The 23,065-nt window shown below is 71.5% G+C and carries 23 protein-coding genes; 19 read left to right on the top strand and 4 right to left on the bottom strand.

The genetic code is table 11. The features are described 5' to 3' along the window. Positions 1-92 precede the first annotated feature (92 nt). Both FFT10_RS10675 and FFT10_RS10670 read left to right on the top strand, forming a co-directional pair. Positions 93-2,387, top strand: a complete 2,295-nt coding sequence (locus FFT10_RS10675) for an ATP-dependent DNA helicase (protein ID WP_137732805.1) — start codon at positions 93-95, stop codon at positions 2,385-2,387. An 82-nt stretch (positions 2,388-2,469) separates the two neighbouring features. Beyond that, entirely contained in the window at positions 2,470-2,916 is a 447-nt protein-coding gene (locus FFT10_RS10670; protein WP_162520765.1) for a MarR family winged helix-turn-helix transcriptional regulator, read from the top strand. Here FFT10_RS10670 and FFT10_RS10665 read toward each other — a convergent pair. Further along, positions 2,897-3,979, bottom strand: a complete 1,083-nt coding sequence (locus tag FFT10_RS10665) for a substrate-binding domain-containing protein (RefSeq protein WP_162520764.1) — start codon at positions 3,977-3,979, stop codon at positions 2,897-2,899. The two genes, FFT10_RS10670 and FFT10_RS10665, sit on opposite strands and share 20 nt — an antisense overlap. Positions 3,980-4,171: 192 nt before the next feature. Between FFT10_RS10665 and FFT10_RS27775 the strand changes: the two genes are divergently transcribed. The 11 genes from FFT10_RS27775 to FFT10_RS10615 all read left to right on the top strand — a co-directional run bounded on the left by FFT10_RS27775 (position 4,172) and on the right by FFT10_RS10615 (position 14,455). Beyond that, positions 4,172-4,366, top strand: a complete 195-nt coding sequence (locus FFT10_RS27775) for a hypothetical protein (protein WP_162520763.1) — start codon at positions 4,172-4,174, stop codon at positions 4,364-4,366. Between the two features lies 1 nt (position 4,367). After that, entirely contained in the window at positions 4,368-5,762 is a 1,395-nt protein-coding gene (locus FFT10_RS10660; protein WP_137732802.1) for an amidase, read from the top strand. An 8-nt stretch (positions 5,763-5,770) separates the two neighbouring features. Beyond that, complete coding sequence (locus FFT10_RS10655) at positions 5,771-6,649, top strand: nitrilase family protein (RefSeq protein ID WP_137732801.1); 879 nt, start codon at positions 5,771-5,773, stop codon at positions 6,647-6,649. A gap of 10 nt (positions 6,650-6,659) precedes the next feature. Then, the gene (locus FFT10_RS10650; protein WP_137732800.1) at positions 6,660-7,517 is read left to right on the top strand and encodes a branched-chain amino acid ABC transporter permease; all 858 of its coding nucleotides are present in this window, start codon (positions 6,660-6,662) and stop codon (positions 7,515-7,517) included. Beyond that, positions 7,514-8,773 (top strand): substrate-binding protein, encoded by a 1,260-nt coding sequence (locus FFT10_RS10645; RefSeq protein WP_137732799.1) that lies wholly within the window; start codon positions 7,514-7,516, stop codon positions 8,771-8,773. Before FFT10_RS10650 ends, FFT10_RS10645 begins: the two co-directional genes overlap by 4 nt. A 4-nt stretch (positions 8,774-8,777) precedes the next feature. Continuing rightward, on the top strand, positions 8,778-9,779 hold the full coding sequence (locus FFT10_RS10640) for a branched-chain amino acid ABC transporter permease (RefSeq protein ID WP_137732798.1): 1,002 nt from the start codon (positions 8,778-8,780) through the stop codon (positions 9,777-9,779). Next, entirely contained in the window at positions 9,776-10,513 is a 738-nt protein-coding gene (locus tag FFT10_RS10635) for an ABC transporter ATP-binding protein (RefSeq protein ID WP_137732797.1), read from the top strand. Before FFT10_RS10640 ends, FFT10_RS10635 begins: the two co-directional genes overlap by 4 nt. 1 nt (position 10,514) lies before the next feature. Continuing rightward, positions 10,515-11,213 carry an ABC transporter ATP-binding protein gene (locus FFT10_RS10630; RefSeq protein WP_228027051.1) on the top strand — a complete coding sequence of 233 codons (699 nt, stop codon included), beginning with the start codon at positions 10,515-10,517 and terminating at the stop codon, positions 11,211-11,213. Between the two features lie 133 nt (positions 11,214-11,346). Next, entirely contained in the window at positions 11,347-11,772 is a 426-nt protein-coding gene (locus FFT10_RS10625; protein WP_137732906.1) for a ribbon-helix-helix domain-containing protein, read from the top strand. Positions 11,773-11,812: 40 nt separating this feature from the next. Beyond that, positions 11,813-12,898, top strand: coding sequence for an extracellular catalytic domain type 1 short-chain-length polyhydroxyalkanoate depolymerase (locus FFT10_RS10620; RefSeq protein ID WP_137732796.1), 1,086 nt, complete (start codon positions 11,813-11,815; stop codon positions 12,896-12,898). 132 nt (positions 12,899-13,030) lie between these two features. Then, positions 13,031-14,455 (top strand): eCIS core domain-containing protein, encoded by a 1,425-nt coding sequence (locus tag FFT10_RS10615; protein ID WP_137732795.1) that lies wholly within the window; start codon positions 13,031-13,033, stop codon positions 14,453-14,455. 66 nt (positions 14,456-14,521) lie between these two features. Here the strand turns inward: FFT10_RS10615 and FFT10_RS10610 are convergent, their stop codons facing one another. Together FFT10_RS10610 and FFT10_RS10605 are read right to left on the bottom strand one after the other, a co-directional pair. Then, the gene (locus FFT10_RS10610; protein ID WP_137732794.1) at positions 14,522-15,157 is read right to left on the bottom strand and encodes a DUF1109 domain-containing protein; all 636 of its coding nucleotides are present in this window, start codon (positions 15,155-15,157) and stop codon (positions 14,522-14,524) included. Next, the gene (locus FFT10_RS10605; RefSeq protein WP_137732793.1) at positions 15,154-15,762 is read right to left on the bottom strand and encodes a sigma-70 family RNA polymerase sigma factor; all 609 of its coding nucleotides are present in this window, start codon (positions 15,760-15,762) and stop codon (positions 15,154-15,156) included. Before FFT10_RS10605 ends, FFT10_RS10610 begins: the two co-directional genes overlap by 4 nt. Before the next feature lie 176 nt (positions 15,763-15,938). Here FFT10_RS10605 and arsS point away from each other — a divergent pair, with 176 nt between their 5' ends. From arsS to FFT10_RS10575, 6 genes are read left to right on the top strand one after another with little or no spacing between them, the layout of a single operon-like run. Continuing rightward, entirely contained in the window at positions 15,939-16,931 is a 993-nt protein-coding gene (arsS, locus tag FFT10_RS10600) for an arsenosugar biosynthesis radical SAM (seleno)protein ArsS (RefSeq protein ID WP_137732792.1), read from the top strand. Then, a complete protein-coding gene (locus FFT10_RS10595; protein ID WP_137732791.1) occupies positions 16,931-19,096 on the top strand; it encodes a dihydrolipoyl dehydrogenase family protein in 2,166 nt (721 codons plus the stop codon). The genes arsS and FFT10_RS10595 overlap by 1 nt, the downstream gene beginning before the upstream one ends. Then, on the top strand, positions 19,093-19,929 hold the full coding sequence (locus FFT10_RS10590; protein WP_137732790.1) for a DUF547 domain-containing protein: 837 nt from the start codon (positions 19,093-19,095) through the stop codon (positions 19,927-19,929). Before FFT10_RS10595 ends, FFT10_RS10590 begins: the two co-directional genes overlap by 4 nt. Beyond that, positions 19,926-20,603, top strand: a complete 678-nt coding sequence (locus tag FFT10_RS10585) for a TIGR04283 family arsenosugar biosynthesis glycosyltransferase (protein ID WP_137732789.1) — start codon at positions 19,926-19,928, stop codon at positions 20,601-20,603. The genes FFT10_RS10590 and FFT10_RS10585 overlap by 4 nt, the downstream gene beginning before the upstream one ends. After that, positions 20,600-21,316 carry a TIGR04282 family arsenosugar biosynthesis glycosyltransferase gene (locus tag FFT10_RS10580; RefSeq protein ID WP_137732788.1) on the top strand — a complete coding sequence of 239 codons (717 nt, stop codon included), beginning with the start codon at positions 20,600-20,602 and terminating at the stop codon, positions 21,314-21,316. The genes FFT10_RS10585 and FFT10_RS10580 overlap by 4 nt, the downstream gene beginning before the upstream one ends. Positions 21,317-21,320: 4 nt before the next feature. Next, complete coding sequence (locus FFT10_RS10575) at positions 21,321-22,061, top strand: DUF3047 domain-containing protein (protein ID WP_162520762.1); 741 nt, start codon at positions 21,321-21,323, stop codon at positions 22,059-22,061. On the opposite strand, the gene speB is transcribed toward FFT10_RS10575, so the two are convergent. After that, on the bottom strand, positions 22,039-22,983 hold the full coding sequence (speB, locus tag FFT10_RS10570) for an agmatinase (protein ID WP_137732786.1): 945 nt from the start codon (positions 22,981-22,983) through the stop codon (positions 22,039-22,041). The genes FFT10_RS10575 and speB overlap by 23 nt on opposite strands. Between the last annotated feature and the right edge of the window lie 82 nt (positions 22,984-23,065).

Raw genomic sequence — 23,065 nt, 5'->3', positions numbered from 1 at the left:
CCCGCCCGGCCTGGATCCCCAACCGGGGGGGCCGATCTGGCCGGGCGCCAGGGCCGGCGCCCGTTGTTCACCGGTGTCCTGACAATCGCGCCATGCCGCCGGATCCAGCGCCCGACCAGACGCCAGCCGCCTGGACCTACACCGTCTCCGTCCGCGCGCTGTGCGAGTTCACCGCCAAGCGTGGCGATCTGGACCGGCGCTTCACGCCGTCGGCCACCGCGCTGGAGGGCCTGATGGGCCAATCCACCGTGGCGCTGCGCCGCGGCCCCGACTACGAGACCGAGATCGCGCTGGAGACCACCTGCGGCCCGCTGCGGGTGCGTGGCCGGGCCGACGGCCATGACCCGCGCCGCCGCTGCCTGGAAGAGATCAAGACCATCCGCGGCCACCCGGACACGATTCCCGCCAACCGCCGGCTGCTGCACTGGGCGCAGCTGCAGACCTACGGCGCGCTGTTCTGCCGCGCCCGGGGCCTGCCGGAGCTGGCGCTGGCCCTGGTGTACTTCGACGTGGCCAGCCAGTCCGAGGTGGAACTGCGCCAGGTCTGCGGTGCCGAAGAACTGGACGCCCTGCTGGCGCAGCGCTGCGACGCCTTCCTGGCCTGGGCGCAGCAGGAAGCCGGCCACCGCAGCGCGCGTGACGGGGCGCTGCAGGCGCTGGCGTTTCCGCAACCGGCCTTCCGTCCCGGCCAGCGGGTGCTGGCCGAAGCGGTCTACCGGACGGCGGCGCGCGGCGGCTGCCTGCTGGCCCAGGCGCCCACCGGCATCGGCAAGACCATCGGCACGCTGTTCCCGCTGCTGCGGGCGATGCCGGTGCACGGCATCGACAAGCTGGCCTACCTCACCTGCAAGGGCACCGGTCGCCTGGCCGCGCTGGACGCGCTGGACAGCCTGCGCGCCGGCACCACCCGCACGGCGCTGCGGGTGCTGACCCTGGTGCCCAAGGACGAGGGCTGCGTGCACCCCGACAAGGCCTGCCACGGGGACGCCTGTCCGCTGGCCCGCGGCTTCTACGACCGCCTGCCCGCCGCCCGCCAGGAGGCCGTGGACCAGGGCTGGCTGGATGCGGCCGGCCAGCGCCAAACCGCACTGCGCCACGGCATCTGCCCCTACTACCTGGGTCAGGAGCTGGTGCGCTGGGCCGACGTGCTGGTGGGCGACGTGAACCACCTGTTCGACAGCCACGGCCTGCTGTGGGGGCTGAACCAGGCGCTGGACTGGCGGCTGGCGGTGCTGGTGGACGAGGCGCACAACCTGGTCGACCGGGTGCGGCAGATGTACAGCGCCGACCTGCGGCTGGGCGACATCCGCGGCGCGGCCGACACCGCGCCGGCCACGGTGCGCGGCGCACTGGACCGGCTGGCGCAAGCCAGCGACGACGTCGTCGCTGCGGCCGACCCGCCCCATGCGGTGCTGGATGCCCCGCCCGACGCCTTCGTGCAGGCCCTGCAGACGGCAGCGGGCGCCCTGTCGGAGCACTTCCACCAGCACCCGCTGAGCGTGGGCACGCTGCTGGACTTCCACTTCGCGCTGCAGCGCTTCCAGTGGTTGGTGGAGGCCCTGAACGACCATGCGCTGTTCGAGGTCCAGACCCCGACGCCGGTGGCCGCCGATGCCGTGCTGGGCGTGCGCAACGTGGCGCCGGCCTGCTTTCTGCGCCGGCGCTTCGAGGCGCTGCACAGCACCACGCTGTTCTCGGCCACGCTGGCGCCGCCGGCCCATGCCATGCAGCTGCTGGGCCTGCCGGCCGACACCGCCTGGCTGGACGTGCCGCCGCCCTTCCCTGCCGAGCACCTGACGGTGCGTGTGGCCGACGGCCTGTCGACCCGTTACGCGCACCGCGCCCGCTCGCTGCAGGCGCTGCTGACCGTGGTCGCCCGCCAGTTCGACCAGCACCCGGGCAACTACCTGGCGTTCTTCAGCAGCTTTGACTACCTGGACCAGGCCGCGACGCAACTGGCCAGACTGCGGCCGGACATCCCGCAGTGGCGGCAGGCGCGCCGCATGCACAGCGGCGCGCGCAGCGAGTTCCTGGCGCGCTTCCAGCCGCAGGGCCGGGGCATCGGCTTTGCCGTGCTGGGTGGCGTGTTTGCCGAAGGCGTGGATCTGCCCGGGCCGCTGCTGATCGGGGCCTTCATCGCCACGCTGGGCCTGCCGCCGGTGTCACCCGCGCAGGACGCCATCCAGGCCCGGCTGGCCGCGCTGTTCGGCGCCGGTGGCGCCCATGCCGATCTGGTGCCGGCCATGCAGCGTGTCACCCAGGCGGCCGGCCGGGTGCTGCGCACACCCGACGACCGCGGCTGGCTGTGGCTGCTGGATGACCGCTACCGGCGGCCGGAGGTCGTCAATCTGCTGCCGGCCTGGTGGCAGCTGCGCGGCGGCCCGTGACGGTGAAGAACAGGCCGGTGGCTATACTGGTTTGGTGCCTGTCAGCCCGTTTCGCACCAGGGCGGTGCGACCTCCGCATCCCATGGCGACCCGACGGAAATCCGAACCCCAGCCTGCCGGTCAGGCCCTGCACAGTCTGCTGAGCCAGGCCAGCCGCCAGGCCACATTGGACTTGCGGCGGCTGGTCGGCACCGAAGGCCTGCCGGCCGAGTTCTGGCGGGTGCTGGAGGTGCTGGCCGACGAGCAGGGCCGGTCGATGTCGGCGCTGGCCGAGCAGGCCGGCATGCAGCTGCCGGCCACCTGCAAACTGGTCGACCGGATGACCGAGGCCGCGCTGGTGCAGCGCGCGGTCGATCCGCAGGACCAGCGCCGCGTGATCCTGCACATCTCCGACCTCGGGCTGCAGAAGGTGGCCGCGCTGCGCGCCGATGTGCGCGCCCACCAGGACCGCCTGCGCGACAGCTTCGGGCCCGAGCGCGAGGCGCAGTTGCGCGAACTGCTCAGCGCCTTCATCCAGGCGCATCGGTGAGCGTGCGCAGCGGGCGGATGCCCAGGCCGCGCACCTCGCCCAGGTAGATCGGGCTGCGGCCGGCGTCGTAGGCGCCACGCTGGGTGTCGCGTGCGCCCGGCAGCAGCGGGCCGCGCCGGGTCTGCGCCTGCCGCTGCAGGTGGGCGAAGCCCTCGTAGACCGACTGCGAGGCGGAGTTCAGCGCCGGCGCGCGGTCGCCGAAGCGGGCGCGGTAGCGCTCCTTGAAGGCGTGGTTGGCATCGGAATCCAGCGCATCGAAGTAGCCCGCGGCGACGAACATGCCCTCGGAGTTGGCATCGCCCACGCCGAGCACGGTGTTCTCCTCGACACAGGTCGACAGCCGCAGCACCTTGCCGCCGAGCCCGGCGCGTTCGAAGGCACGGCAGAAGTGCACCGCGTCGGCCGTCAGCAGCGACAGCAGCACCACCTGCGCACGGCTGGCGATCACGTCGTCGATGATGGCGTCATAGTCGCGCTCGCCCAGCGGCACGTAGCGCTCGCGCACCACCTCGGCACCGCTGGTGCGGATGGCCGGCAGCGCCAGCGCATGGGTGCGGCGCGGCCAGCTGTAGTCGTTGCCCAGCAGGTACCACCGCCGCGGCCGGTAGCGCCCGGCCAGCCAGTCGATGGCCGGCAGCAGCTGGCGTTCCGGCGTCTCGCCGATGGCATGCACCCAGGCCGGCAGGCCGCAGCCCTCGTACAAGGGCGTGTAGATGAGCGGCACGCGGGCATCGACCACGCCGGCAATGCGCCGGCACACGGCGGTGTTGCTCAGCGCCACCAGGGCATCGACCGCGCCATCGGCGACCAGGTCGCGCACGTCGTCGTCGAGCCCGGTGTTGGCCTCGCTGGCGTTCAGCAGCGTCAACCGCACCTCGCGCCCATCGAGGCCGCCCTGGGCGTTCCAGCTGTCGCGCGCCAGCGCCGCACAGGCCAGCGCACACGGCCCGAGCAGCCCCATCGCACCCGACGTGGGGATCAGCACGCCGACATGGAACGGCCCGCGCCGGTGCACGCGGGCCCGCTGCAGCAGCCCGCGCCCGAACACATCGCTTGGCTTCAACTGCCCCACCCGATGCCCCCGTCTGCGTCGTGACCACCGGTCAGCCGACCGGCGCCTGCGCCCGACGCCCGGCCGAGCATACCGCCGCCAGGGCCCGCGCAACGCGGGGCAAGAACACGGTTGACGGCGCCCGAAGTCGCGGCGTAGCATGGGCCGAAATAGTTGCCTGGGAAAGTGATTGCCACCATGTCCATGCGCACACCCACCAACGCCCCGCTGGTCGAGGCCGCCGCGACACTCGCAGACCTGACGCTCGATGCGGAGCGCGTCGCACAACTCGTGCCAGCGATGGACGGCTTCTATGCCCTGCTCGATGTGCTGCACAGCACCGAGCTGGGCGAGACGCCGCCGGCCATCGCCTTCCACGCCAGCTGGACGGGGCGCTGACATGGCCGGCCTGCTCGACCTGTCGATGCGCGAGGTGGCCGCGGCCATCCGCACGAAGGACGTCTCGCCGGTGGAACTGGCCCGGCTGTCGCTGGAGCGCATCGCCGCTGACGAGCCACGCATCAACGCCTACGCGCGGCTGACCGAGGCCCGCGCCATGGCCGCCGCGCGGCAGGCCGAGCGCGAGATCCTGGCCGGCCACTGGCGCGGCGAACTGCATGGCGTGCCCGTCGCGGTGAAGGACCTCTACGACATGGCCGGCCTGCCGGCCACCTGCAGCTCCAAGGTGCGGCATGACCACATCGCCGCGGCCGACTCCGCCTGCGTGCAGCGGCTGGAGCAGGCCGGCGCCTGCATCGTCGGCATGACCCACACGCATGAGTTCGCCTACGGCATCGCCACGCCCACCACCGGCAATCCCTGGAACACCGCGCACATCCCCGGTGGCTCGTCGGGCGGCTCGGGCGCCACGCTGGCGGCGCGCGGCTGCTTCATGGCCATGGGCACCGACACCGGCGGCTCGATCCGCATCCCCGCCGCGGTCTGCGGCACGGTGGGCCTGAAGCCCACCTACGGCCGGGTCAGCCGCGTCGGCATCGCCTCGTTGAGCTGGTCGCTGGACCATGCCGGCCCGCTGGCCCGCACGGTGGGCGACTGCGCGGTGACGCTGGGCGCCCTGGCCGGCCATGATCCACGCGACCCCGGCAGCGCCGATGTGCCGGTGGCCGACTACACCGCCGAGCTGGAGCTGGGCGTGCAGGGCCTGCGCATCGGCGTGCCGCGCAATTTCTTCTTCGACCATGTCGAGCCCGAGGTGGCGGCCAACGTGCGCGCCGCGCTGGCGCTGCTGGAGAGCCAGGGCGCCGAGCTGGTGGAGGTCACGGTGCCGATGACCGACATGATCTCGGCCATCGAATTCGGCCTGTGCATGCCCGAGGCCTCGGCCTACCACCGCAGCATGCTGCGCGAGCGGGCCGATCTCTATGAGCCGGATGTGCGCACCTTTCTCGAGGCCGGCATGCTGATCCCCGCGGTCGACTACATCGCCGCGCTGCGCCAGCGCACGCTGATCCAGGCCGCCTGGGCCACGATGTTCGACGGACTGGATGCCCTGATCGGCCCGGCCGTGGCGGCGGTGGCGATGCGCCGCGACCAGCCGACCATCACCTGGCCCGATGGGGTCGAGGAGACCGCATCGGGGGTCTATGTGCGGCTGTCGGCGCCGGCCAATGTCACCGGCACGCCATCGGTGTCGGTGCCCTGCGGCTTCGGCCAGGGCGGCCTGCCCACCGCCTTCCAGGTGATGGGCCGGCCCTTCGGCGAGGCCCGCATCCTGCGCATCGCCCGTGCCTACGAGCGCGCCACCGACTGGCACACCCGCCAGCCGCAGCGCTGAGACGTCCGATGCGCACCCTGCCCGCCGAAAGCCCGGTCCGCGTCGCCTGCATCCAGATGGAGCCGCGCGTCGGTGCGCTGCACGACAACATCGCCGACAGCGTCGCCCGCATCGATGCCGCGGCCGCCCAGGGCGCCAAGCTGATGGTGCTGCCCGAGCTGACGTCGTCGGGCTATGTCTTCGCCACCCGCGACGAGGCCTTTGCACTGGCCGAGGAGATTCCGCACGGCCCCGCCTGCACCGCGTGGATGGCGGCGGCGAAGCGGCATGGCGCCTGGATCGTCGCCGGCCTGGCCGAGCGGGTGGGCCCCAGGCTGTACAACGCGGCGGTGCTGGTCGGGCCCGATGGCCACATCGGCACCTTCCGCAAGATGCACCTGTGGGCGGCCGAGAACCTGTTCTTCGAGCCGGGCGATCTGGGCTTTCCGGTCTACGCCACGCCGATCGGGCGCATCGGCATGCTGATCTGCTACGACGGCTGGTTCCCCGAGGCCTGGCGGCTGTGCGCGCTGCAGGGCGCCGACATCGTCTGCGTGCCGACCAACTGGGTGCCGATCCCCGGCCAGGACCCGGCCCAGCCGGCGATGGCCAATGTGCTGGCCATGGGCGCGGCCCATGTCAACTCGCTGTTCGTCGCCTGCGCCGACCGGGTGGGCACCGAGCGCGGCCAGCCCTTCCTCGGCAGCTCGCTGATCTGCGCCCACACCGGCTGGCCGGTGGCCGGGCCGGCCAGCCGCACCGAGCCCGAGACGCTGATCGCCGACCTGAACCTGTCGCTGGCCCGGCGCGCGCGCAACTGGAACGACTTCAACCAGATCCTGCGCGACCGCCGCACCGACCACTACGACGCCATGCTCGGCACCGGCGTCAAGCCTGGCTGGTTTTGAGCGGATCGCCATGCTCGACATCGTCCGCTTCGCCTTCGACATCCTGGCCTTCACCGCGGTGATGGTGCTGATCGTGCTGGGCCTGGGCGTGATCGCCAGCATGATGGGCATCTTCAACTTCGCCCATGGCGAGCTGGTGCTGCTGGGCGCCTACACCGTGTTCGTGGTCAGCGAGGCGGGGCTGAACATCTGGGTGGGCATCATCGCGGCGCCCATCGTCGTCGGCCTGTTCGGCGTGGTGCTGGAGCGCACCATCATCCGCCGCTTCTATGCGTCGCCCATCATCGCGATGCTGGGCACCTATGCCATCGGGCTGATCATCCGCGAGATCGTGCGCGGCCTGCTGGGCGGCCACTACCGCTCGGTGGCCGAGCCCTGGCCCGGCTCCTGGTCGATGCTGGGGCTGGACTTCTCGATCTGGCGCACGGTGATCATCGTCACCACGGGGGCGGTCATCGCCGGCAGCTGGCTGTTCCTGGTGCGCACCTCGTTCGGCCTGCGCATCCGCGGCTCGCTCGAGAACGCGATGCTGGCGCGCGCCTGCGGCATCTCGACGGGCACCCTCTACACCGCCACCTTCGCCTTCGGTGCCGCGCTGGCCGGCCTGGCCGGTGCACTGGTGGTGCCGCTGTACCAGCTGTCGGCCGACATGGGCCTGCGCTTCCTCGTGCAGGGTTTCCTGTCGGTGATGCTGGGCGGCGTCGGCACCTTCGAAGGGCCGGTGCTGGGAGCGGCGGCCATCGGCGCGATGGCCGCCGGCCTGCCATGGGCCGTGCCGCCCGTGCTGGCCGATCCCCTGGTGTTCCTCATCGCGCTGGTCATCGTCAAGTTACGCCCACAGGGCTTCATCGCAGGAGCAAGAAAATGAGCCAAGACAAGTTCGACGACGCTTCCAACCAACCGGCCCGTCCGGACCGCCGCCGCATCGTCACCCGGTCGGCCGCGCTGGCGCTGGCCGGCTGGACGGCGGGCGGACCCGGCAGCTGGTTCCTGCCGGCCGCCTGGGGCCAGGGCAAGAACGCCATCAAGCTGGGCATCGCCACCGACATCACCGGCGCCATCGCGCCATCGGGCAACTCCAACTGGCAGGTCGCGCAGCTGGCGGTCGAGCAGATCAATGCCGCCGGCGGCATGGCCGGCCGGCCGGTGGAGCTGTTCCTGGAGGACACCGCCTCCGACCCGAAGGCGGCCGTGGCCAATGTGCGCAAGCTGATCCAGCGCGACAAGGTCGACGTGGTGCTCGGCGGCATCACCTCGGCGATGCGCCAGGCCATCAAGGACCCGATCGTCAACCGCGGCAAGACGCTCTACATCTACCCGCAGCTGTACGAAGGCCAGGAGTGCACCAAGCACCTGTTCAACACCGGCCCGTCGCCGGCGCAGCAGATCGACGAGCTGATTCCCTACCTGATCAAGACGGTGGGCAAGAAGCGCTTCGCCATGCCCTCGGCCAACTATGTGTGGCCGCAGCTGCTGAACAAGTACGCCCGCAAGGTGATCCAGGCCAACGGCGGCGAGGTGGTGTTCGAGGAGTACTACCCGCTGGACCAGGCCGAGTACTCGGCCACGATCAACAAGATCCGCGACGGCAAGGTCGACTGCGTGTTCAACACCATCATTCCCCCGGGCCTGCAGCCGTTCATGAAGCAGCTGTATGAATCGGGCTTCCCGCAGCGCGGTGGTGCGCAGGCCTGCGTCTACTTCGACGAGAACTCGCTGAACTACGTGCCGGCGCGCGAGCTGGAAGGCGTGTACTCCTGTCTGGACTTCTTCCACACCGTGGACGACCCGTTCAGCAAGGAGCTGCTGGCCGCCTATGCCAAGAAGTTCCCCGGCACCAAGTACCAGTTCACCGCCGGCAGCGCGGCCACCGGCATGTACCGCGGCATCCGCCTGTACGAGGCGGCCGTCAAGGCCACCAAGGGCGACACCAACCGCGAGACGGTGTCGGCCGCGCTGGACAAGGCCAAGATCGACAAGGGCCCCGGCGGCGGCGCCGAGATGGTGCCGGGCAAGATGCACGCGAAGATGAACATGTACGTGGCGCAGTGCAAGAAGGACGGCGACAAGCTGCGCTGGGACATCATCTCCAAGCACGGCATGGTCGACCCCAAGGAGTGCTGATCCCGTGCTGACCCGGCCCCCCCGGCGCATCCTGCCGGTCATCGAGATCGCGGTCTTCGCCATCGCGCTGGCCACGCCGCTGCTGCTGACGAGCAAGCCCGAGCTGATCACGCTGGCCACCAATGTGCTGATCCTGTCGCTGCTGGCGATCAGCTTCGACCTGTGCTGGGGCTACTCCGGCATCATGAGCTTCGGCCAGGCGCTGTTCTTCGGCGTGGCGGGTTATGCCATCGCGCTGATCGGGCGCGACCTGGAGTTCAGCCACGGCTGGGGCACGCTGCCCATCGCCATGGGCGTGGGGCTGTTGCTGTCGTTCGCGTTCGCCGCCTTCCTGCTGCTGGGGCGGCGCACGCCGACGGTGATCTTCGTCTCGCTGGGCACGCTGACCGGCGCCTATGCCGCCGAGCGGCTGGTCTCGGGCTGGCAGTACGTGGGCGCGGGCAACGGCCTGTCGTCGGTCAAGCTGCTGCAGTGGGGATCGTTCGAGATGGTCGAGGGGCCGGCCTTCTACTACATGGTGCTGGCCATCCTGGCGCTGTGCTACGGCGCCTCGCGCTACATCGTGCGCTCGCAGTTCGGCCTGGTGCTGGCCGGCATGCGGCAGAACGAGGAGCGGCTGGCCTTCTTCGGCTACCGCACCCAGGTGTTCAAGGCGCTGATCTTCTCCTTCGCCGGCCTGCTGGCGGGGCTGGCCGGCGCGCTCTACTCGTACCACCAGGGTTTCATCGGCCCGGGCAACATGGGGCCGGGCCTGTCGACCACCGCGGTGCTGTACGCGCTGTTCGGCGGCAGCGGCACGCTGATCGGGCCGGTGATCGGCGCCTTCCTGATCGAGACCATCAGCTATGTGCTGGCCGACCAGGACGCGATCAAGCAGTACTGGCCGGTGATCCTGGGCGTGGTGCTGCTGGTGGTGGTGGTGTTCAAGCCCACCGGCATCCTCGGCTTCTTCGTCTCGCCGCGCGAGCGCATCGGCTCCTTCGGCGGGCGGAAGGGCCCCAAGTGAGTGAACTGCTGGAAGTCCGCGGCGTCACCAAGCGCTTCGGCACGCTGCAGGCGCTGGGCGGCGTCGATGTCACCGTGCGCGCCGGCACCTTCCACGGCCTGATCGGACCCAACGGCTCGGGCAAGAGCACGCTGCTGAAGGCCATCGCCGGCGCCCACCTGCCCAGCAGCGGCACGGTGCACTTCGGTGGCACCGACATCACCAACGCCACGCCCTACGAGCGCGCACGCTTGGGGCTGAGCCTGAAGTTCCAGATCACCGCGGTGCTGCCCGAGCTGTCGGTCTACGACAACGTGCTGCTGGCGCTGCAGGCCGAGCAGGGCGTGTGGGCGCTGATCCGCTCGCGCAGCCGCACCAGGATGCGCGGCGAGGTGATGCATGCGCTGGAGCGCTTCCGCCTGGCCGACCGTGCCGACGAGCTCGCCGGCGCGCTGTCGCACGGCGAGCAGCAGTGGCTGGAGATCGCGATGGCGCTGGCGCCCAAGCCGCAGCTGCTGCTGCTGGACGAGCCCACCGGCGGCATGAGCCCCGAGGAGCGCCGGGTGACCGGCGAGTTGCTGATGCCGATCAAGTCCACCTGCGCGCTGGTGATCGTCGAGCACGACCTCGACTTCATCCGCGACATCTGCGACGTGCTGACCGTGCTGGACCAGGGCAAGGTGCTGGACTCGGGCACGGTCGACCAGATCCAGCAGTCCGCGAAGGTCCAGCAGGTCTACACCACACGAGTCTGACGTGCCCCCGCCCCTTCTGAAAGTCACCGACCTGTGTGCCGGCTACGGCCGCAGCCAGGTCCTGTTCGGCCTGTCGCTGGACGTGCCAGCGCAAGGCGCCGTCTGCGTGCTGGGTCGCAACGGCGCCGGCAAGACCACGCTGCTCAAGGCGCTGGCCGGCGACCTGCCGGCGATGTCGGGCACGATCGAGTTCGACGGCCGCAACATCACCACCATGCCGATGGAGCAACGCGCCCGCATCGGCGTGGGCTATGTGCCGCAGGAGAACGCTGCATTCTCCAACCTCAGCGTGCGCGAGAACCTGCAGCTCGGCGCCATCCGCCAGAAGGACCGCAGCGGCATCGACGAGGTGCTGGCCGTCTTCCCCAAGCTGGGCAGCCGGCTGAACCAGGCGGCGGGCACGCTGTCGGGCGGCGAGCGCAAGATGCTGGCGATCGGCCGCGCCATGCTCGGCCGGCCCAGGCTGCTGATGCTCGACGAGCCCACCGAAGGCGTGTGGATCGGCGTGATCGAGGAGATCGCCGAGCAGCTGCAGAAGCTGGCCACCACGATGGCGGTGGTGCTGGTGGAGCAGCACATCGAGCTGGCGATGCGCGTGGCGCAGACCGCCCATGTGATGGAGCGCGGCCGCGTGGCGCTGGATGGCCCGGTGGCCCAGGTGAAGGACGATCCGCGGCTGCTGCGCTACCTGGCGCCCTGAGGCGCGACGCCGGCGCGGCGGCGAAGTCCACCACCTCGACGTGGCGGCCGGGTGGCGGCAAAACCGTCGCTTCGGTCCGTCCGTTGCCGATTCATGCTCCAATGGGATTCCAATTGGAATCCAGATGGATGACATGCAGCAGAAATCAGCAGCGATCGAACCCCGCCAGCGCGCCGGCGAAACCGAGAAGATGACCGTCAACGTCGGCGTCGTCGACCTGGGCCAGGTGGACCTGCTGGTCCAGGAAGGCTTCTACTCCAACCGCTCGGACCTGGTGCGCACGGCGCTGCGCAACCAGCTGGCCCTGCATGCCGACACGCTGAAGCAGACCGTCTCGCGCCGCACGCTCACCGTCGGCCTGCAGCACTTCAGCCGCGCCGACCTGGAGCAGGTGGTGGCGGCGGGCCAGACGCTGCAGGTGCAGGTCGTCGGCCTCGCCCGCATCGCCGACGACGTGCCGCCCGTGCTGGCACGCGCGGCCATCGCCTCCGTCACCGTGCTGGGCGCGTTCCAGGCCAGCCCGGCGGTGCGGCGGGCGCTGGCCGACCGCATCCGCTGACCGCCCTCCTTCCCCCGACACCACCCGCAGAAAGCCCACCATGAAGCCTCCCTTCCACGCCCGTGCGCCGTCGTTCGACGGCCAGGCGATCCACGCGACCATCCAGCGGGCGCTGGCCTCCGCCGGCCTCGACACCGGCACCGGGCCGATGCGTGGCGTGACCGAGACCCTCCGGCGCGCCCTGGCCCCCGGGCCGCTGGCCGAGGCACCGCAGCGTCCGGGCGGTCTGGCCACGCACCACTTCAGCAACGCCGCCGGCACCCGGGCCTACAAGCTGCATGTGCCGGCGGTCCTGCCGGACGGGCCACCCCCGCTGCTGGTGATGCTGCACGGCTGCACCCAGTCCGCCGACGACTTCGCGACAGGCACGCAGATGAACCGGCTGGCCGATGCGCACGGCTTCCTGGTGGTCTATCCCGAGCAGCCGGCGCAGGCCAACCCGTCGGCATGCTGGAACTGGTTCCGGCCGCAGGACCAGGCCGGCGATGGCGGCGAGCCGTCGCTGATCGCGGGCATCGTCCGCGAGGTGGCGCAGCGGCATGGTGCCGACCCCCGGCGCATCTTCGTGGCCGGTCTGTCGGCCGGCGCGGCCATGGCCGTGGTGCTGGGCGAGACCTGCCCCGATCTGTTTGCCGGCGTCGGCGCCCACTCCGGCCTGCCCTATGCCAGCGCGCACGACATCCCGTCGGCCCTGGCCGCGATGAAGGGCGGGCGCAGCGGCCTGCCGGCCCTGAAGAACCTGCCCGGCGCTGCGGCCGGTGGCGGCAGGAAGGCGGTGCAGGCGGTGCCGGTCATCGTCTTCCATGGCGACCGGGACCACACCGTGCAGCCCGCCAATGGCGAAGCCATCGTGCAGCAGGCCCGGGCAGCCCATGCCGCCGAAGCAGGTGGCGGCCTGCAGGCCGTCACCCACACCGGCCAGGCGCCCGGCGGGCGCCGCTACAGCCGCGCTGTGCACACCGACGCGCTGGGCCACACCCGCATCGAGCATTGGACGGTGCACGGCGCGGGCCATGCCTGGTCTGGCGGCCATGCCAGCGGGTCCCACACCGACGGCGCCGGGCCGGATGCCTCGGCGGAAATGGTGCGGTTCTTCCTGGCGTTGCCCCATGGCGGCACCGCCTGAGCGCACCCAGGCTTGAACCTAGGGGTCCGGACCGACGGGCGGCTTGTGGTGCGCCCGGGCGGTGCCTACAGTGCGCTGCGCGGGGGCGCAGCCAGGCTGGGCGGCCCCGTCTGCCACCAGGAGCCCCCGCCCATGCGCCAGCATCTGCCAGCGAGCCGGAAGGCCGCGAACCACCCTGAGCCCGCCAGCACAGCCGGGCATCGCGGCCTGGCCCGCCAGCCGCCCGGGCCTGCCCAGGTGGGCAGCCTGCCGGCGCCGCTGCGCCAGGGCATCCAGGCGCTGTCCGGGCTCGATCTGGGCGGCGTGCGGGTGCACCGTGGTTCACCGATGCCGGCCGCGCTGGGTGCGCAGGCCTTTGCGCAGGGCCATGACATCCACCTGGCGCCGGGCCAGGACCACCACCTGGCGCACGAGGCCTGGCATGTGGTGCAGCAGGCCCAGGGCCGGGTGGCGCCCAGCCTGCAGATGGCCGGTGGCTGGGCAGTCAACCAGGACCAGCAGCTGGAGCAGGAGGCCGATGCGATGGGCGCGCGTGCAGCGGCCTGGGCCGCCGGTCCGGATCGGCCTTCCACCAGCCTGGCGGCCCGCCTGCCGACCGCTGCGCCTGCGTCCACCGTGGTGCAGGGCAAGAACCTGGCGCAGGCCAAGCTGGCCACCGGCTACACGGACGACGGCAAGCGCAACGCCGTGTCCGACGGCCGGGAGGTCAACCTTTATGTGAAGGAACATGCCACCAAGGCCGCCAGCAGGATCGCCGCCATCCAGCAGGCCGCCACCCTGAATGCCGCGGTGGGCGTGGCCGTCGACCAGTACGCCAGGAACGAACTGCGCATCGCCGACAAGAACCAGAAGTGGACGCCCAGCCACCAGGCCTTGAACGACAAGGACCTGGACAAGGTGGATCCGTTCATGTTCGGCGTGATGGTGTCCTTCGACGATGGCGGCCATGACCAGCGGCTGGAGCTGATCTTCCAGCATGCCAAGCACTGGACGGGCTATGTCGAGGCCATCTACGACAGCACCAATGCCGACACCCGCGCGGTGCCGTCGATGTACGACGTGGGCACGGAAGCGGCGCTCAAGGACACCTCCGGCCTGGTGGGCGACCACTACCGCCACCTGAAGTTCTCGAACGTGCACGACAAGCACGACGGCAACAGCCCCCTGCCGGCGCCCAACATCCTGGCCGAGACGCTGGGCGGCGCCGAACACAACCTGGACGCCTACACCAAGCTGGCCGGCGAGGGTGCACGCTGGCAGTGTGTGCGCCGGCATGCCGCCAACCTGCACGACGACTCGCTGTTCTACACCGCCCACGCCACCGATGCCAACAAGGTGCTGGCGATCGACTTCAAGACCCTGTGGATCACCTGGGCCGAAACCTTCGACAAGGACTACGACATTGCGGACAACGTGGTGGCCGCGAAGCTGCGGGACGGCCAGGTCCGCCGCAAGGTCAAGCGCAATGTCATCGAGGTCAAGCCCAAGCAGAGGGCCAAGACCAGCCTGTCGGCCAAGGACTACAACCTGGACACCGGCAAGTCCCACGGCACGTGAACGGCGGCCGCCGGTCGTTGACCCGATCGGCTGCGCCCGGCAGACGGCGCCGCGCGGCCAGGCCGCTCACCAGCGCAGCAGCCGGGGCCCGAGGGCGGCGCCGACAGCGCCGGTGACGGCGATGCCCAGCGTGTACCACACAGCCACGAAGGCCGGCGAGGCCTCGGGACAGGACAAGGCATAGCCGAAGGCGCCCACCGAGCCGGCCAACAGCCCGGCCGCGAACCCGGCGGCCCGGGGCCGCGTTGGCGCGAGGCCGCGCACCGACCAGAGCGCGGCTGCCAGCGCCGGCAGCGACAGCGCCAACACGCTCCAGGGGCACGAGGCCCAGGAATGGCCGAGCAGGCCATCCAGGCGCGCACCGGGTGGCGTGGCGGCCAGCGAAACGCCACCCACCGCCGCCATGGCCAGCAGCACCAGGACGGTCAGGCGCCGCGGCTGGGCGGTCGGCGCCGCCGGCCGCGACAGGCGCGCCGTCAGCCAGCCGGCGGCCAGCGCCAGGGCGCCGGCATAGGCCATCTTCGTCCACGGCACGGCGGTGGCGAACATCGGCGCCGGGATGACGCCGAACCAGGCGATCGAGATCGCTGCGCTCATCAGCAGGCCGGCGGCGGCGGCAGGCGACAGCCGGCGCGCCGCCAGCGCACGGGGTGCGGGGCCGGCGTCGCGGGCCAGCAGGTCGATCAGGGCATCGGTCTTCATGTCGGGCGTGCTGGACCAGGCTGGTGCGTGCCTGGGTCATCCCGGGTGTCCTGGCGGACCAGGGCCGCCAGGCGTTTCAGGCCGCGGTGCACCTGCACCTTGATGGCCGATTCGGACGCGCCGGTGCGCGCCGCCGCTTCGGCCACCGAGAGGCCTTCGAGCTTGGTCAGCACGATGGCCTGCCGCTGGGCCTGCGGCAAGGCGCCGAACAGCGTTTCCAGATCACGCCGGGCGCCGCCGTCGTCGGGCTCGGCCGCCAGCAGTTGCTCGTCCACATCGTCGATGGCGTCGTGCAGCTTGTCGCGCCGGCCACGCCGGCGCCACAGGTCGACCAGCTTGTGGCGTGCGATCGCCACGGCCCAGGCGCTGACAGCCAGCGTCGGGTCGTAGGTGCCACGTTGCAGATGCAGGGCCAACAGCGTCTCCTGAACCAGGTCTTCCACCTCGTCGGGCCAGCCCGCGAGACGGCGCTTCAAGTAGGCGCGCAGCCGCGCCGCCAGCAGGCCCAAGGCTTGCCGGTAGGCGGCGTCATCGCCCGACTGCGCACGCAGCCAAAGCGGCTTGAGGGCTGACTCGAAGTCGCCGTGGCTGTCGTCAACAGGCATGTCGCGGCGCAAGCCCCTTTGGTTACACCGGCCCGCAGGATGGGTGGGTCGGTGTGCCGGTTCAGTGAGACCATTGTGCCGCCCAAGGCACCCAGGCCGCGGCGGCGGTGCCGGCTGTAACCGATCGGCGCGCTGGCGCGAATACCGGGTGTCGCTTCCTGCCGAACCGGACACCCATGCACGCCACCCTGCCCCTGCTCGCCGCCACCGACTTCCCGCCGATCCGGCGCCGCTCGCTGGACACCCTCCAGGTGAACCTGGGCTACAAGTGCAACCAGAGCTGCCTGCACTGCCACGTGGCGGCCAGCCCGCAGCGCACCGAGATGATGGACGGCGACACGGTCGCCCTGGTGATCGAGGTGCTGCGCACCCGCCGGGTGGCGACGCTGGACCTCACCGGCGGGGCGCCGGAGCTGAATCTGCACTTCCGCCACCTGGTGCGCCAGGCCCGGGCACTGGGCGTGCGGGTCATCGACCGCTGCAACCTCACCATCCTGTCCGAGCCGGGCCAGGACGATCTGGCGGCCTTCCTGGCCGGGCAGGGGGTGGAGGTCACCGCCTCGCTGCCCTGCTACTCGCCGGCCAATGTCGACCGGCAGCGCGGCGACGGCGTGTTCGAGCGCAGCATCGCCGGGCTGCGCCAGCTCAATGCGCTGGGCTACGGTGACCCCGCCCGCGGTCTGGTGCTGAACCTCGTCTACAACCCGCAGGGCCCGGTGCTGCCGCCACCGCAGGGGCCGCTGGAGGCCGACTACAAGCGCGAGCTGCTGCTGCACTTCGGCATCCGCTTCGACCACCTGTTCGCGCTGACCAACATGCCGATCCAGCGCTTCGGCAGCACGCTGGTCAGCCAGGGCACGTTCGGCAGCTACATGCAGCTGCTGCATGGCAGCTACCGCGCCGAGAACCTCGACACCGTGATGTGCCGCAGCCTGCTCAGCGTCGACTGGCAGGGCTTCCTCTTCGACTGCGACTTCAACCAGATGCTGGGCCTGCGCGCCAGCATCGGCGGGCAGTCGCAGCCGCACCTGCGTGACCTGCTGCAACACGGCGCGGCAGGCACCGACATCCGCATCGCCGACCATTGCTACGGCTGCACGGCCGGCCAGGGCAGCAGTTGCGGCGGTGCGCTGGAAGCGGCGGCGGCCGAGGCCGAGGGCGCCCGCTGATGGCCCGCCCCCCCAAAGCCCTGCTGTGGGCCGGCGCGGCGGCCTTGGTGCTGGCGGCCGTGTGGGCTTGGCAGCACTTCGGCCTGGGTGCGCTGCTGACGCTGGACAACCTCAAGGCCAGCCGCGATGCGCTGCAGGCGCGGGTGCAGGCCCAGCCGATCACCACCGCCGCCATCTTCTTTGCCATCTATGTGGCCGCCGCGGCGCTGTCGATCCCCGGCGCGCTGATCCTCACGCTGGCGGCCGGCGCCATGTTCGGCCTGGGCTGGGGCCTGCTGCTGGTGAGCTTCGCGTCCAGCCTGGGCGCCCTGCTGGCCTTCCTGGCGGCGCGCTACCTGCTGCGTGACACCATCCAGGCCCGCTTCGGCCAGGCGCTGGCACCCATCAACGAGGGTGTGCGCCAGGACGGCACCTTCTACCTGCTGACGCTGCGCCTGGTGCCGGTGTTCCCGTTCTGGCTGGTGAACCTGATGATGGGCCTGACGCCCATCGGCGCGGGCCGCTTCTATGCCGTCAGCCAGGTCGGCATGCTGGCCGGCACCGCGGTGTTCGTGAACGCCGGCACGCAGCTGGCGGCGGTGCAGTCGGCCGGCGACATCCTCTCGCCGGGCCTGTGGGGCAGCTTCGTGCTGCTGGGCCTGTTCCCGCTGCTGGCCAAGGCCGGCGTGGGCTGGCTGGCACAGCGCAAGGTCTACGCCAAATGGACCAGGCCACGGTCCTTCGACCGCAACCTGGTGGTGATCGGCGCCGGCGCCGGTGGCCTGGTCTCGGCCTACATTGCCGCGGCCGTCAAGGCCAAGGTGACGCTGATCGAAGGCCACAAGATGGGCGGCGACTGCCTGAACTTCGGCTGCGTGCCCAGCAAGGCGCTGATCCGCTCGGCCAAGATGGCGCAGCAGCTGAAGAAGGCCCACGAGCTCGGCGTGACCGATGCCGCCGGCCGGGTCGACTTCGCCGCGGTGATGCAGCGGGTGCACCGGGTCATCGCCGACATCGCGCCGCACGACTCGGTGGAACGCTACACCGGCCTGGGCGTGGAGGTGCTGCAGGGCCACGCCCGCATCACCAGCCCCTGGACGGTGGAGGTGGCGCTGGCCGATGGCAGCCAGCAGACCCTGACGACGAAGAACATCGTCATCGCCGCCGGGGCCAGCCCCTTCGTGCCGCCGATCCCGGGGCTGAAGGAAGCCGGCTTCCTCACCAGTGACACGGTGTGGGGCCTGACCAAGTTGCCAAAGCGCTTGGTGGTGCTGGGCGGCGGTCCCATCGGCAGCGAGCTGGCGCAGAGCTTTGCCCGGCTGGGCAGTGCCGTCACCCAGGTGGAGATGGCGCCGCGCATCATGGGGCGCGAGGACCCCGAGGTCTCGGCCCTGGTGACCGCCTCGCTGCGCGCCGATGGCGTGAACGTGCTCACCGGCCACCAGGCGGTGCGGGTCGAGGTGGTGGACGGGGAGAAACGGCTGATCGCCAAGGCCGGCGGCGTGGAGGTGGCCATTCCCTTCGACGACCTGCTGTGCGCGGTGGGCCGCAGCCCGCGTGTCACCGGCTACGGGCTGGAGGAACTGGGGATCCCGCTGACCCCGCGCAAGACCATCGAGACCAATGCCTACCTGCAGACGCTGTACCCCAACATCTATGCCGTGGGTGATGTGGCCGGGCCGTTCCAGTTCACCCACACCGCCGCCCACCAGGCCTGGTATGCGGCGGTGAATGCGCTGTTCGGCCGCTTCCGCCGCTTCAAGGCCGACTACCGCGTGATCCCCTGGGCCACCTTCACCGACCCCGAGGTGGCGCGGGTGGGCCTGAGCGAGGTGGAAGCCCGGGAGCAGGGCGTGGCCTACGAGGTGACACGCTACGGCATCGACGACCTCGACCGCGCCATCGCCGACGGTGCGGCGCACGGCTTCGTCAAGGTGCTCACCGTGCCCGGCAAGGACAGGATCCTGGGCGTGACCATCGTCGGCGAGCACGCCGGTGACCTGCTGGCCGAATACGTGCTGGCCATGAAGCATGGCCTGGGCCTGAACAAGATCCTCGGCACCATCCACACCTACCCCACGCTGGCCGAGGCCAACAAGGCGGTGGCCGGCGAATGGAAGCGCACCCATGCGCCGCAGACGCTGCTGCAGTGGGTGGGGCGTTACCACGCCTGGGAGCGGGCATGACGACACTGCCACGACGCCACTGGCTGGGCCTGGCACTGGCCAGCACCGCGGCCCTGCTGCCGCCACCGCTGCGGGCGCAGTCCGCCGGCTTCGACCACAGCCACGCGGCCTGGACGGCGCTGCTGCGCAAGCATGTGCGGCTGCTGCGCGGCGGCCAGGCCACGCAGGTGGCCTATGCCGGCTTCAAGGCCGACCGCGCGGCGCTGAAGACTTACCTCGACAGCCTGTCGGCGGTGGCGTCGGGCAGCTTCGGCGCCTGGTCCAAGGCCGAGCGCCAGGCCTTCCTCACCAATGCCTACAACGCCTTCACGGTCGAGCTGATCCTCACCCGTTACCCGGATCTGAAGTCGATCAAGGACCTCGGCAGCCTGCTCAGCAGCCCCTGGAAGCCCCAGTGGATCAGCCTGCTGGGCGGCAAGGTGTCGCTGGACGACATCGAGCACGCCATGCTGCGCAAGCGCGGTGAATACGACGATCCGCGGGTGCACTTCGCGGTCAACTGCGCCAGCATCGGCTGCCCGGCGCTGCGCGAGGAGGCCTTCGTCGCCGCCCGGCTGGACGCGCAGATGGACGAGCAGACGCTGCGCTTCATGAGCGACCGCACCCGCAACCGCTACAACGCCCAGCGCGGCCGGCTGGAGCTGTCGAAGATCTTCGACTGGTATGGCGAGGACTTCCGCCTCGGCCACCGCGGCATCGCCTCGCTGCCGGCGTTTGCCGCGCGCTACGCCGACCAGCTGGCGGACGCGCCGGCCGACCGCGCGCGCATCCGCGCCGGCAGTGTCGACATCGCCTTCACCGATTACGACTGGGCGCTGAACGACGCACGATGAGACCGGCACTGTCGATCGTGGTGCCGGCCCTGGACGAGGCCGCAGGCATCGAGGCCACGCTGCAGGCCCTGCAGCCCCTGCGGGCGCGGGGTGTCGAGCTGGTGCTGGCCGATGGCCACAGCAGCGACGCCACGCCGGCACTGGCCCGGCCCTGGGTCGATGCCGTGGTGGACGCACCGCGCGGACGTGCACTGCAGATGAACGCCGGCGCCGCGCAGGCCCGCGGGGCGGCGCTGCTGTTCCTGCATGCCGACACCCGCCTGCCACCGCTGGCCGATGTGCTGGTGGCGCAGGCCCTGGCCGCCGGCGCGTCCTGGGGCCGCTTCGACGTGCGCATCGCCGGCCGGCCCTGGATGCTGCGCGTGGTGGCGGCGCTGATGAACCTGCGCTCGCGCTGCAGCGGCATCGCCACCGGTGACCAGGCGATCTTCGTCACCCGTGATGCCTTCGACCAGGTGGGCGGCTTCCCGGTCCAGCCGCTGATGGAGGACATCGAGATCTCGCGGCGGCTCAAGCGGCTGGGGCCGCCGGCCTGCCTGCGTGCGCGGGTCTGCACCTCGGGCCGGCGCTGGGAGCAGCGCGGCGTCTGGCGCACCATCCTGCTGATGTGGCGGCTGCGCTGGCGTTACTGGCGTGGCGAATCGGCGGCACGCCTGGCGGAGGCCTACCGGTGAGCACGGCGGTGATCGTGTTTGCCAAGGCCCCCGTGCCCGGCCTGGCCAAGACACGCCTGGCCCCCGTGCTGGGCACGGCCGGCGCCGCGGCGCTCGCCGAGCGCATGCTGCGCCATGCCCTGGCCCAGGCCACGGCGGCTGGTGTGGGCCCGGTGGAACTGTGCGCCACGCCCGATGCCGGGCACCCTGCCCTGCAGGCCGCAGCCGCGCAGCACGGCGCCACCCTGGCTGCGCAAGGCAGCGGCGACCTGGGCCAGCGCATGCACCGCGCCCTGGCGCGCAGCCTGGCGGCGCATGGCCGCGCGCTGCTGATCGGCACCGATGCGCCGGGGCTGGATGCAGCCGTGCTGCGCCAGGCCGCCCAGGCGCTGCAGGACCACGATGCCGTGTTCGTGCCTGCGCTGGATGGCGGCTACGTCCTGGTGGGTCAGCGCCGGGCCGATGCGCGCTGCTTCGACGGCATGGCCTGGAGCCATGCCCGCGTGATGGACGACACCCGCGAACGGCTGCGTGCCGCCGGCGTGCGCTGGGCCGAGCTGGCGCCGGTGGCCGACATCGACGAGCCGGCCGACCTGGTGCACCTGCCGCCGGGCTGGCGCACCGACGTCGAGGCCTGGTGGCCCGCGGGCAGCGGTGCCGATGTGTCCCGTCTCGACCGCATCCTGCGCGGGCCTGATGGCGGTGCCGGCGATGCGGTGCGACCGCTGGCCTGACCGCATGCGCCACCACCACGTGCGGCGCTGGGCCGGGTTGATCGGCGCGCTGGCGCCCTGCCTGGCGGCGGCGCAGTTGCTGGTGCCGCCCTTGGCGCCGCTGGCGGGGTCGCCCGGTTCCCTGCCGCCAGCGCCCTGGGTGCTGGCCAAGCTTCCGGCGCAGACGCTGCCGGTCACCCGCTTCCAGCTGGCGCCGCTGGACGGCGGTGTGGTGCTGCGCATCCAGGCGGTGGCGTCCTACGGCAACCTGGTGCATCCGCTGAAGGACGGCGCCGCGGGGCGGCTGGCCTGGCGTTGGCGTGTCGACCAGCCGCTGGCCGCGGCGGACCTGCGCAGCCGCCAGGGCGATGATGTGGCGCTGAAGGTCTGCGCCCTGTTCGACATGCCCCGCGCCGCCGTGCCGTTCCTGGAACGCCAGCTGCTGCGGCTGGCCGAGAGCCGCACCGGCGAGCGCCTGCCGTCGGCCACCGTGTGCTACGTGTGGGATCCGTCGTGGCCCGAGGGCACGGTGGTGCCGAATGCCTACACCCGTCGGGTCCGCTACCTCACCCTCGGCACCGCCGTGCGGTCCTGGCAGGCCGTGCAGCGTGACCTGGCGGCGGACTTCCTCCGCGCCTTCGGCGACGAAACCACCAGCGTGCCGCCGCTGCTGGCCATCGCCGTGGGCGCCGATGCGGACAACACGGGCGGCGACAGCCTGGGTTTCATCACCGACCTGGCGCTCACCCCGCGCGCCGAGCGCTGACGGCCCGCGCCCGCCCCGCCAGGTAGGTCCAGATGAAGCCAGCCGCCGCACTGGCGGTGATTTCCGCATGGTCGTAGGGCGGTGCCACCTCCACGCAGTCCATGCCGACGAAGTCGAGGTCGGCCAGGTCTTCCAGCAGGGTCATCACCTGGGCGCTGGTCATGCCGGCTGGCTCGGGCGTGCCGGTGCCGGGGGCGAAGGCCGGGTCCAGGCAGTCGATGTCCAGGCTCAGGTAGACCGGCGGGCGGCCTTGCGCGTCCAGGCGCTGGCGGATGGCCTGCACCACCTCGGCCAGCTGGGCGCTGCTCTCGCGGCCGCGCAGGTCGCGGGCGGTGTAGAGCAGGCCGCCCTGGTCGCGCACATAGCGGGTGGCCGCCGGATCACCTGCCGAGCGGATGCCCAGCTGGGTAAAGCAGCTGCGGTGCACCAGGCCTTCCTGGATGGCCTCGCTGACCCAGGTGCCGTGGCCGCTGGGCTCGCCGAAGTGGTCCTGCCAGGTGTCGCAATGCGCGTCGAAGTGGACCACCGCCAGCGGCTGGCCGTGGTGGGCGGCCAGCGCCCGCAGGATGGGCAGGGTGATGGAGTGGTCGCCGCCCAGCCACACCATGTGGTGCGCGGCCAGCAGGGCCGGCAGCTGCGGCGCCAGCGCGGCGCGCATGCCGGCCAGGCTGGTGTTGGGCAGCAGCAGGTCGCCCAGGTCGGTCAGCAGCGGGGTGGGGTTGCTGTCCAGCACCGGGTGGATGCCGTCGCACAGCATGTGGCTGGCCTGGCGGATGGCCCGCGGGCCGAAGCGCGCGCCGGGTCGGTTGGTGGTGGACCCATCCCAGGCGATGCCGGCGATGGCCAGCGGGCGCTCGGCCGGCGCGGCCTGGCGTGGCACGCGCAGGAAGCTGCTGTCGGAGAGGAAGGCGAAATCATGCATGGCAGGGGGCGGGCCGCGGCGGCGGCACAGCGTCGAGAATCAAGACCGGCAGCCTAGCCAGACAACCCAGCGCCACACATGC

Origin of the sequence: Pseudaquabacterium pictum, assembly GCF_005403045.1 — a bacterium.
GTDB classification, from domain to species: Bacteria; Pseudomonadota; Gammaproteobacteria; order Burkholderiales; family Burkholderiaceae_C; genus Pseudaquabacterium; species Pseudaquabacterium pictum.
Note: the sequence above shows the minus strand (reverse complement) of the source record. Positions and strands in the feature narration are given on the sequence as shown.

What these genes read in the sequence shown, in the direction of transcription:
- FFT10_RS10675 (WP_137732805.1), top strand. Translation starts at nt 93, where the DNA reads ATGCCGCCGGATCCAGCGCCCGACCAGACGCCAGCCGCCTGGACCTAC.
- FFT10_RS10670 (WP_162520765.1), top strand. Translation starts at nt 2,470, where the DNA reads ATGGCGACCCGACGGAAATCCGAACCCCAGCCTGCCGGTCAGGCCCTG.
- FFT10_RS27775 (WP_162520763.1), top strand. Translation starts at nt 4,172, where the DNA reads ATGCGCACACCCACCAACGCCCCGCTGGTCGAGGCCGCCGCGACACTC.
- FFT10_RS10660 (WP_137732802.1), top strand. Translation starts at nt 4,368, where the DNA reads ATGGCCGGCCTGCTCGACCTGTCGATGCGCGAGGTGGCCGCGGCCATC.
- FFT10_RS10655 (WP_137732801.1), top strand. Translation starts at nt 5,771, where the DNA reads ATGCGCACCCTGCCCGCCGAAAGCCCGGTCCGCGTCGCCTGCATCCAG.
- FFT10_RS10650 (WP_137732800.1), top strand. Translation starts at nt 6,660, where the DNA reads ATGCTCGACATCGTCCGCTTCGCCTTCGACATCCTGGCCTTCACCGCG.
- FFT10_RS10645 (WP_137732799.1), top strand. Translation starts at nt 7,514, where the DNA reads ATGAGCCAAGACAAGTTCGACGACGCTTCCAACCAACCGGCCCGTCCG.
- FFT10_RS10625 (WP_137732906.1), top strand. Translation starts at nt 11,347, where the DNA reads ATGCAGCAGAAATCAGCAGCGATCGAACCCCGCCAGCGCGCCGGCGAA.
- FFT10_RS10620 (WP_137732796.1), top strand. Translation starts at nt 11,813, where the DNA reads ATGAAGCCTCCCTTCCACGCCCGTGCGCCGTCGTTCGACGGCCAGGCG.
- FFT10_RS10615 (WP_137732795.1), top strand. Translation starts at nt 13,031, where the DNA reads ATGCGCCAGCATCTGCCAGCGAGCCGGAAGGCCGCGAACCACCCTGAG.
- FFT10_RS10610 (WP_137732794.1), bottom strand. Translation starts at nt 15,157, where the DNA reads ATGAAGACCGATGCCCTGATCGACCTGCTGGCCCGCGACGCCGGCCCC.
- FFT10_RS10605 (WP_137732793.1), bottom strand. Translation starts at nt 15,762, where the DNA reads ATGCCTGTTGACGACAGCCACGGCGACTTCGAGTCAGCCCTCAAGCCG.
- arsS (WP_137732792.1), top strand. Translation starts at nt 15,939, where the DNA reads ATGCACGCCACCCTGCCCCTGCTCGCCGCCACCGACTTCCCGCCGATC.
- FFT10_RS10595 (WP_137732791.1), top strand. Translation starts at nt 16,931, where the DNA reads ATGGCCCGCCCCCCCAAAGCCCTGCTGTGGGCCGGCGCGGCGGCCTTG.
- FFT10_RS10590 (WP_137732790.1), top strand. Translation starts at nt 19,093, where the DNA reads ATGACGACACTGCCACGACGCCACTGGCTGGGCCTGGCACTGGCCAGC.
- FFT10_RS10585 (WP_137732789.1), top strand. Translation starts at nt 19,926, where the DNA reads ATGAGACCGGCACTGTCGATCGTGGTGCCGGCCCTGGACGAGGCCGCA.
- FFT10_RS10575 (WP_162520762.1), top strand. Translation starts at nt 21,321, where the DNA reads ATGCGCCACCACCACGTGCGGCGCTGGGCCGGGTTGATCGGCGCGCTG.
- speB (WP_137732786.1), bottom strand. Translation starts at nt 22,983, where the DNA reads ATGCATGATTTCGCCTTCCTCTCCGACAGCAGCTTCCTGCGCGTGCCA.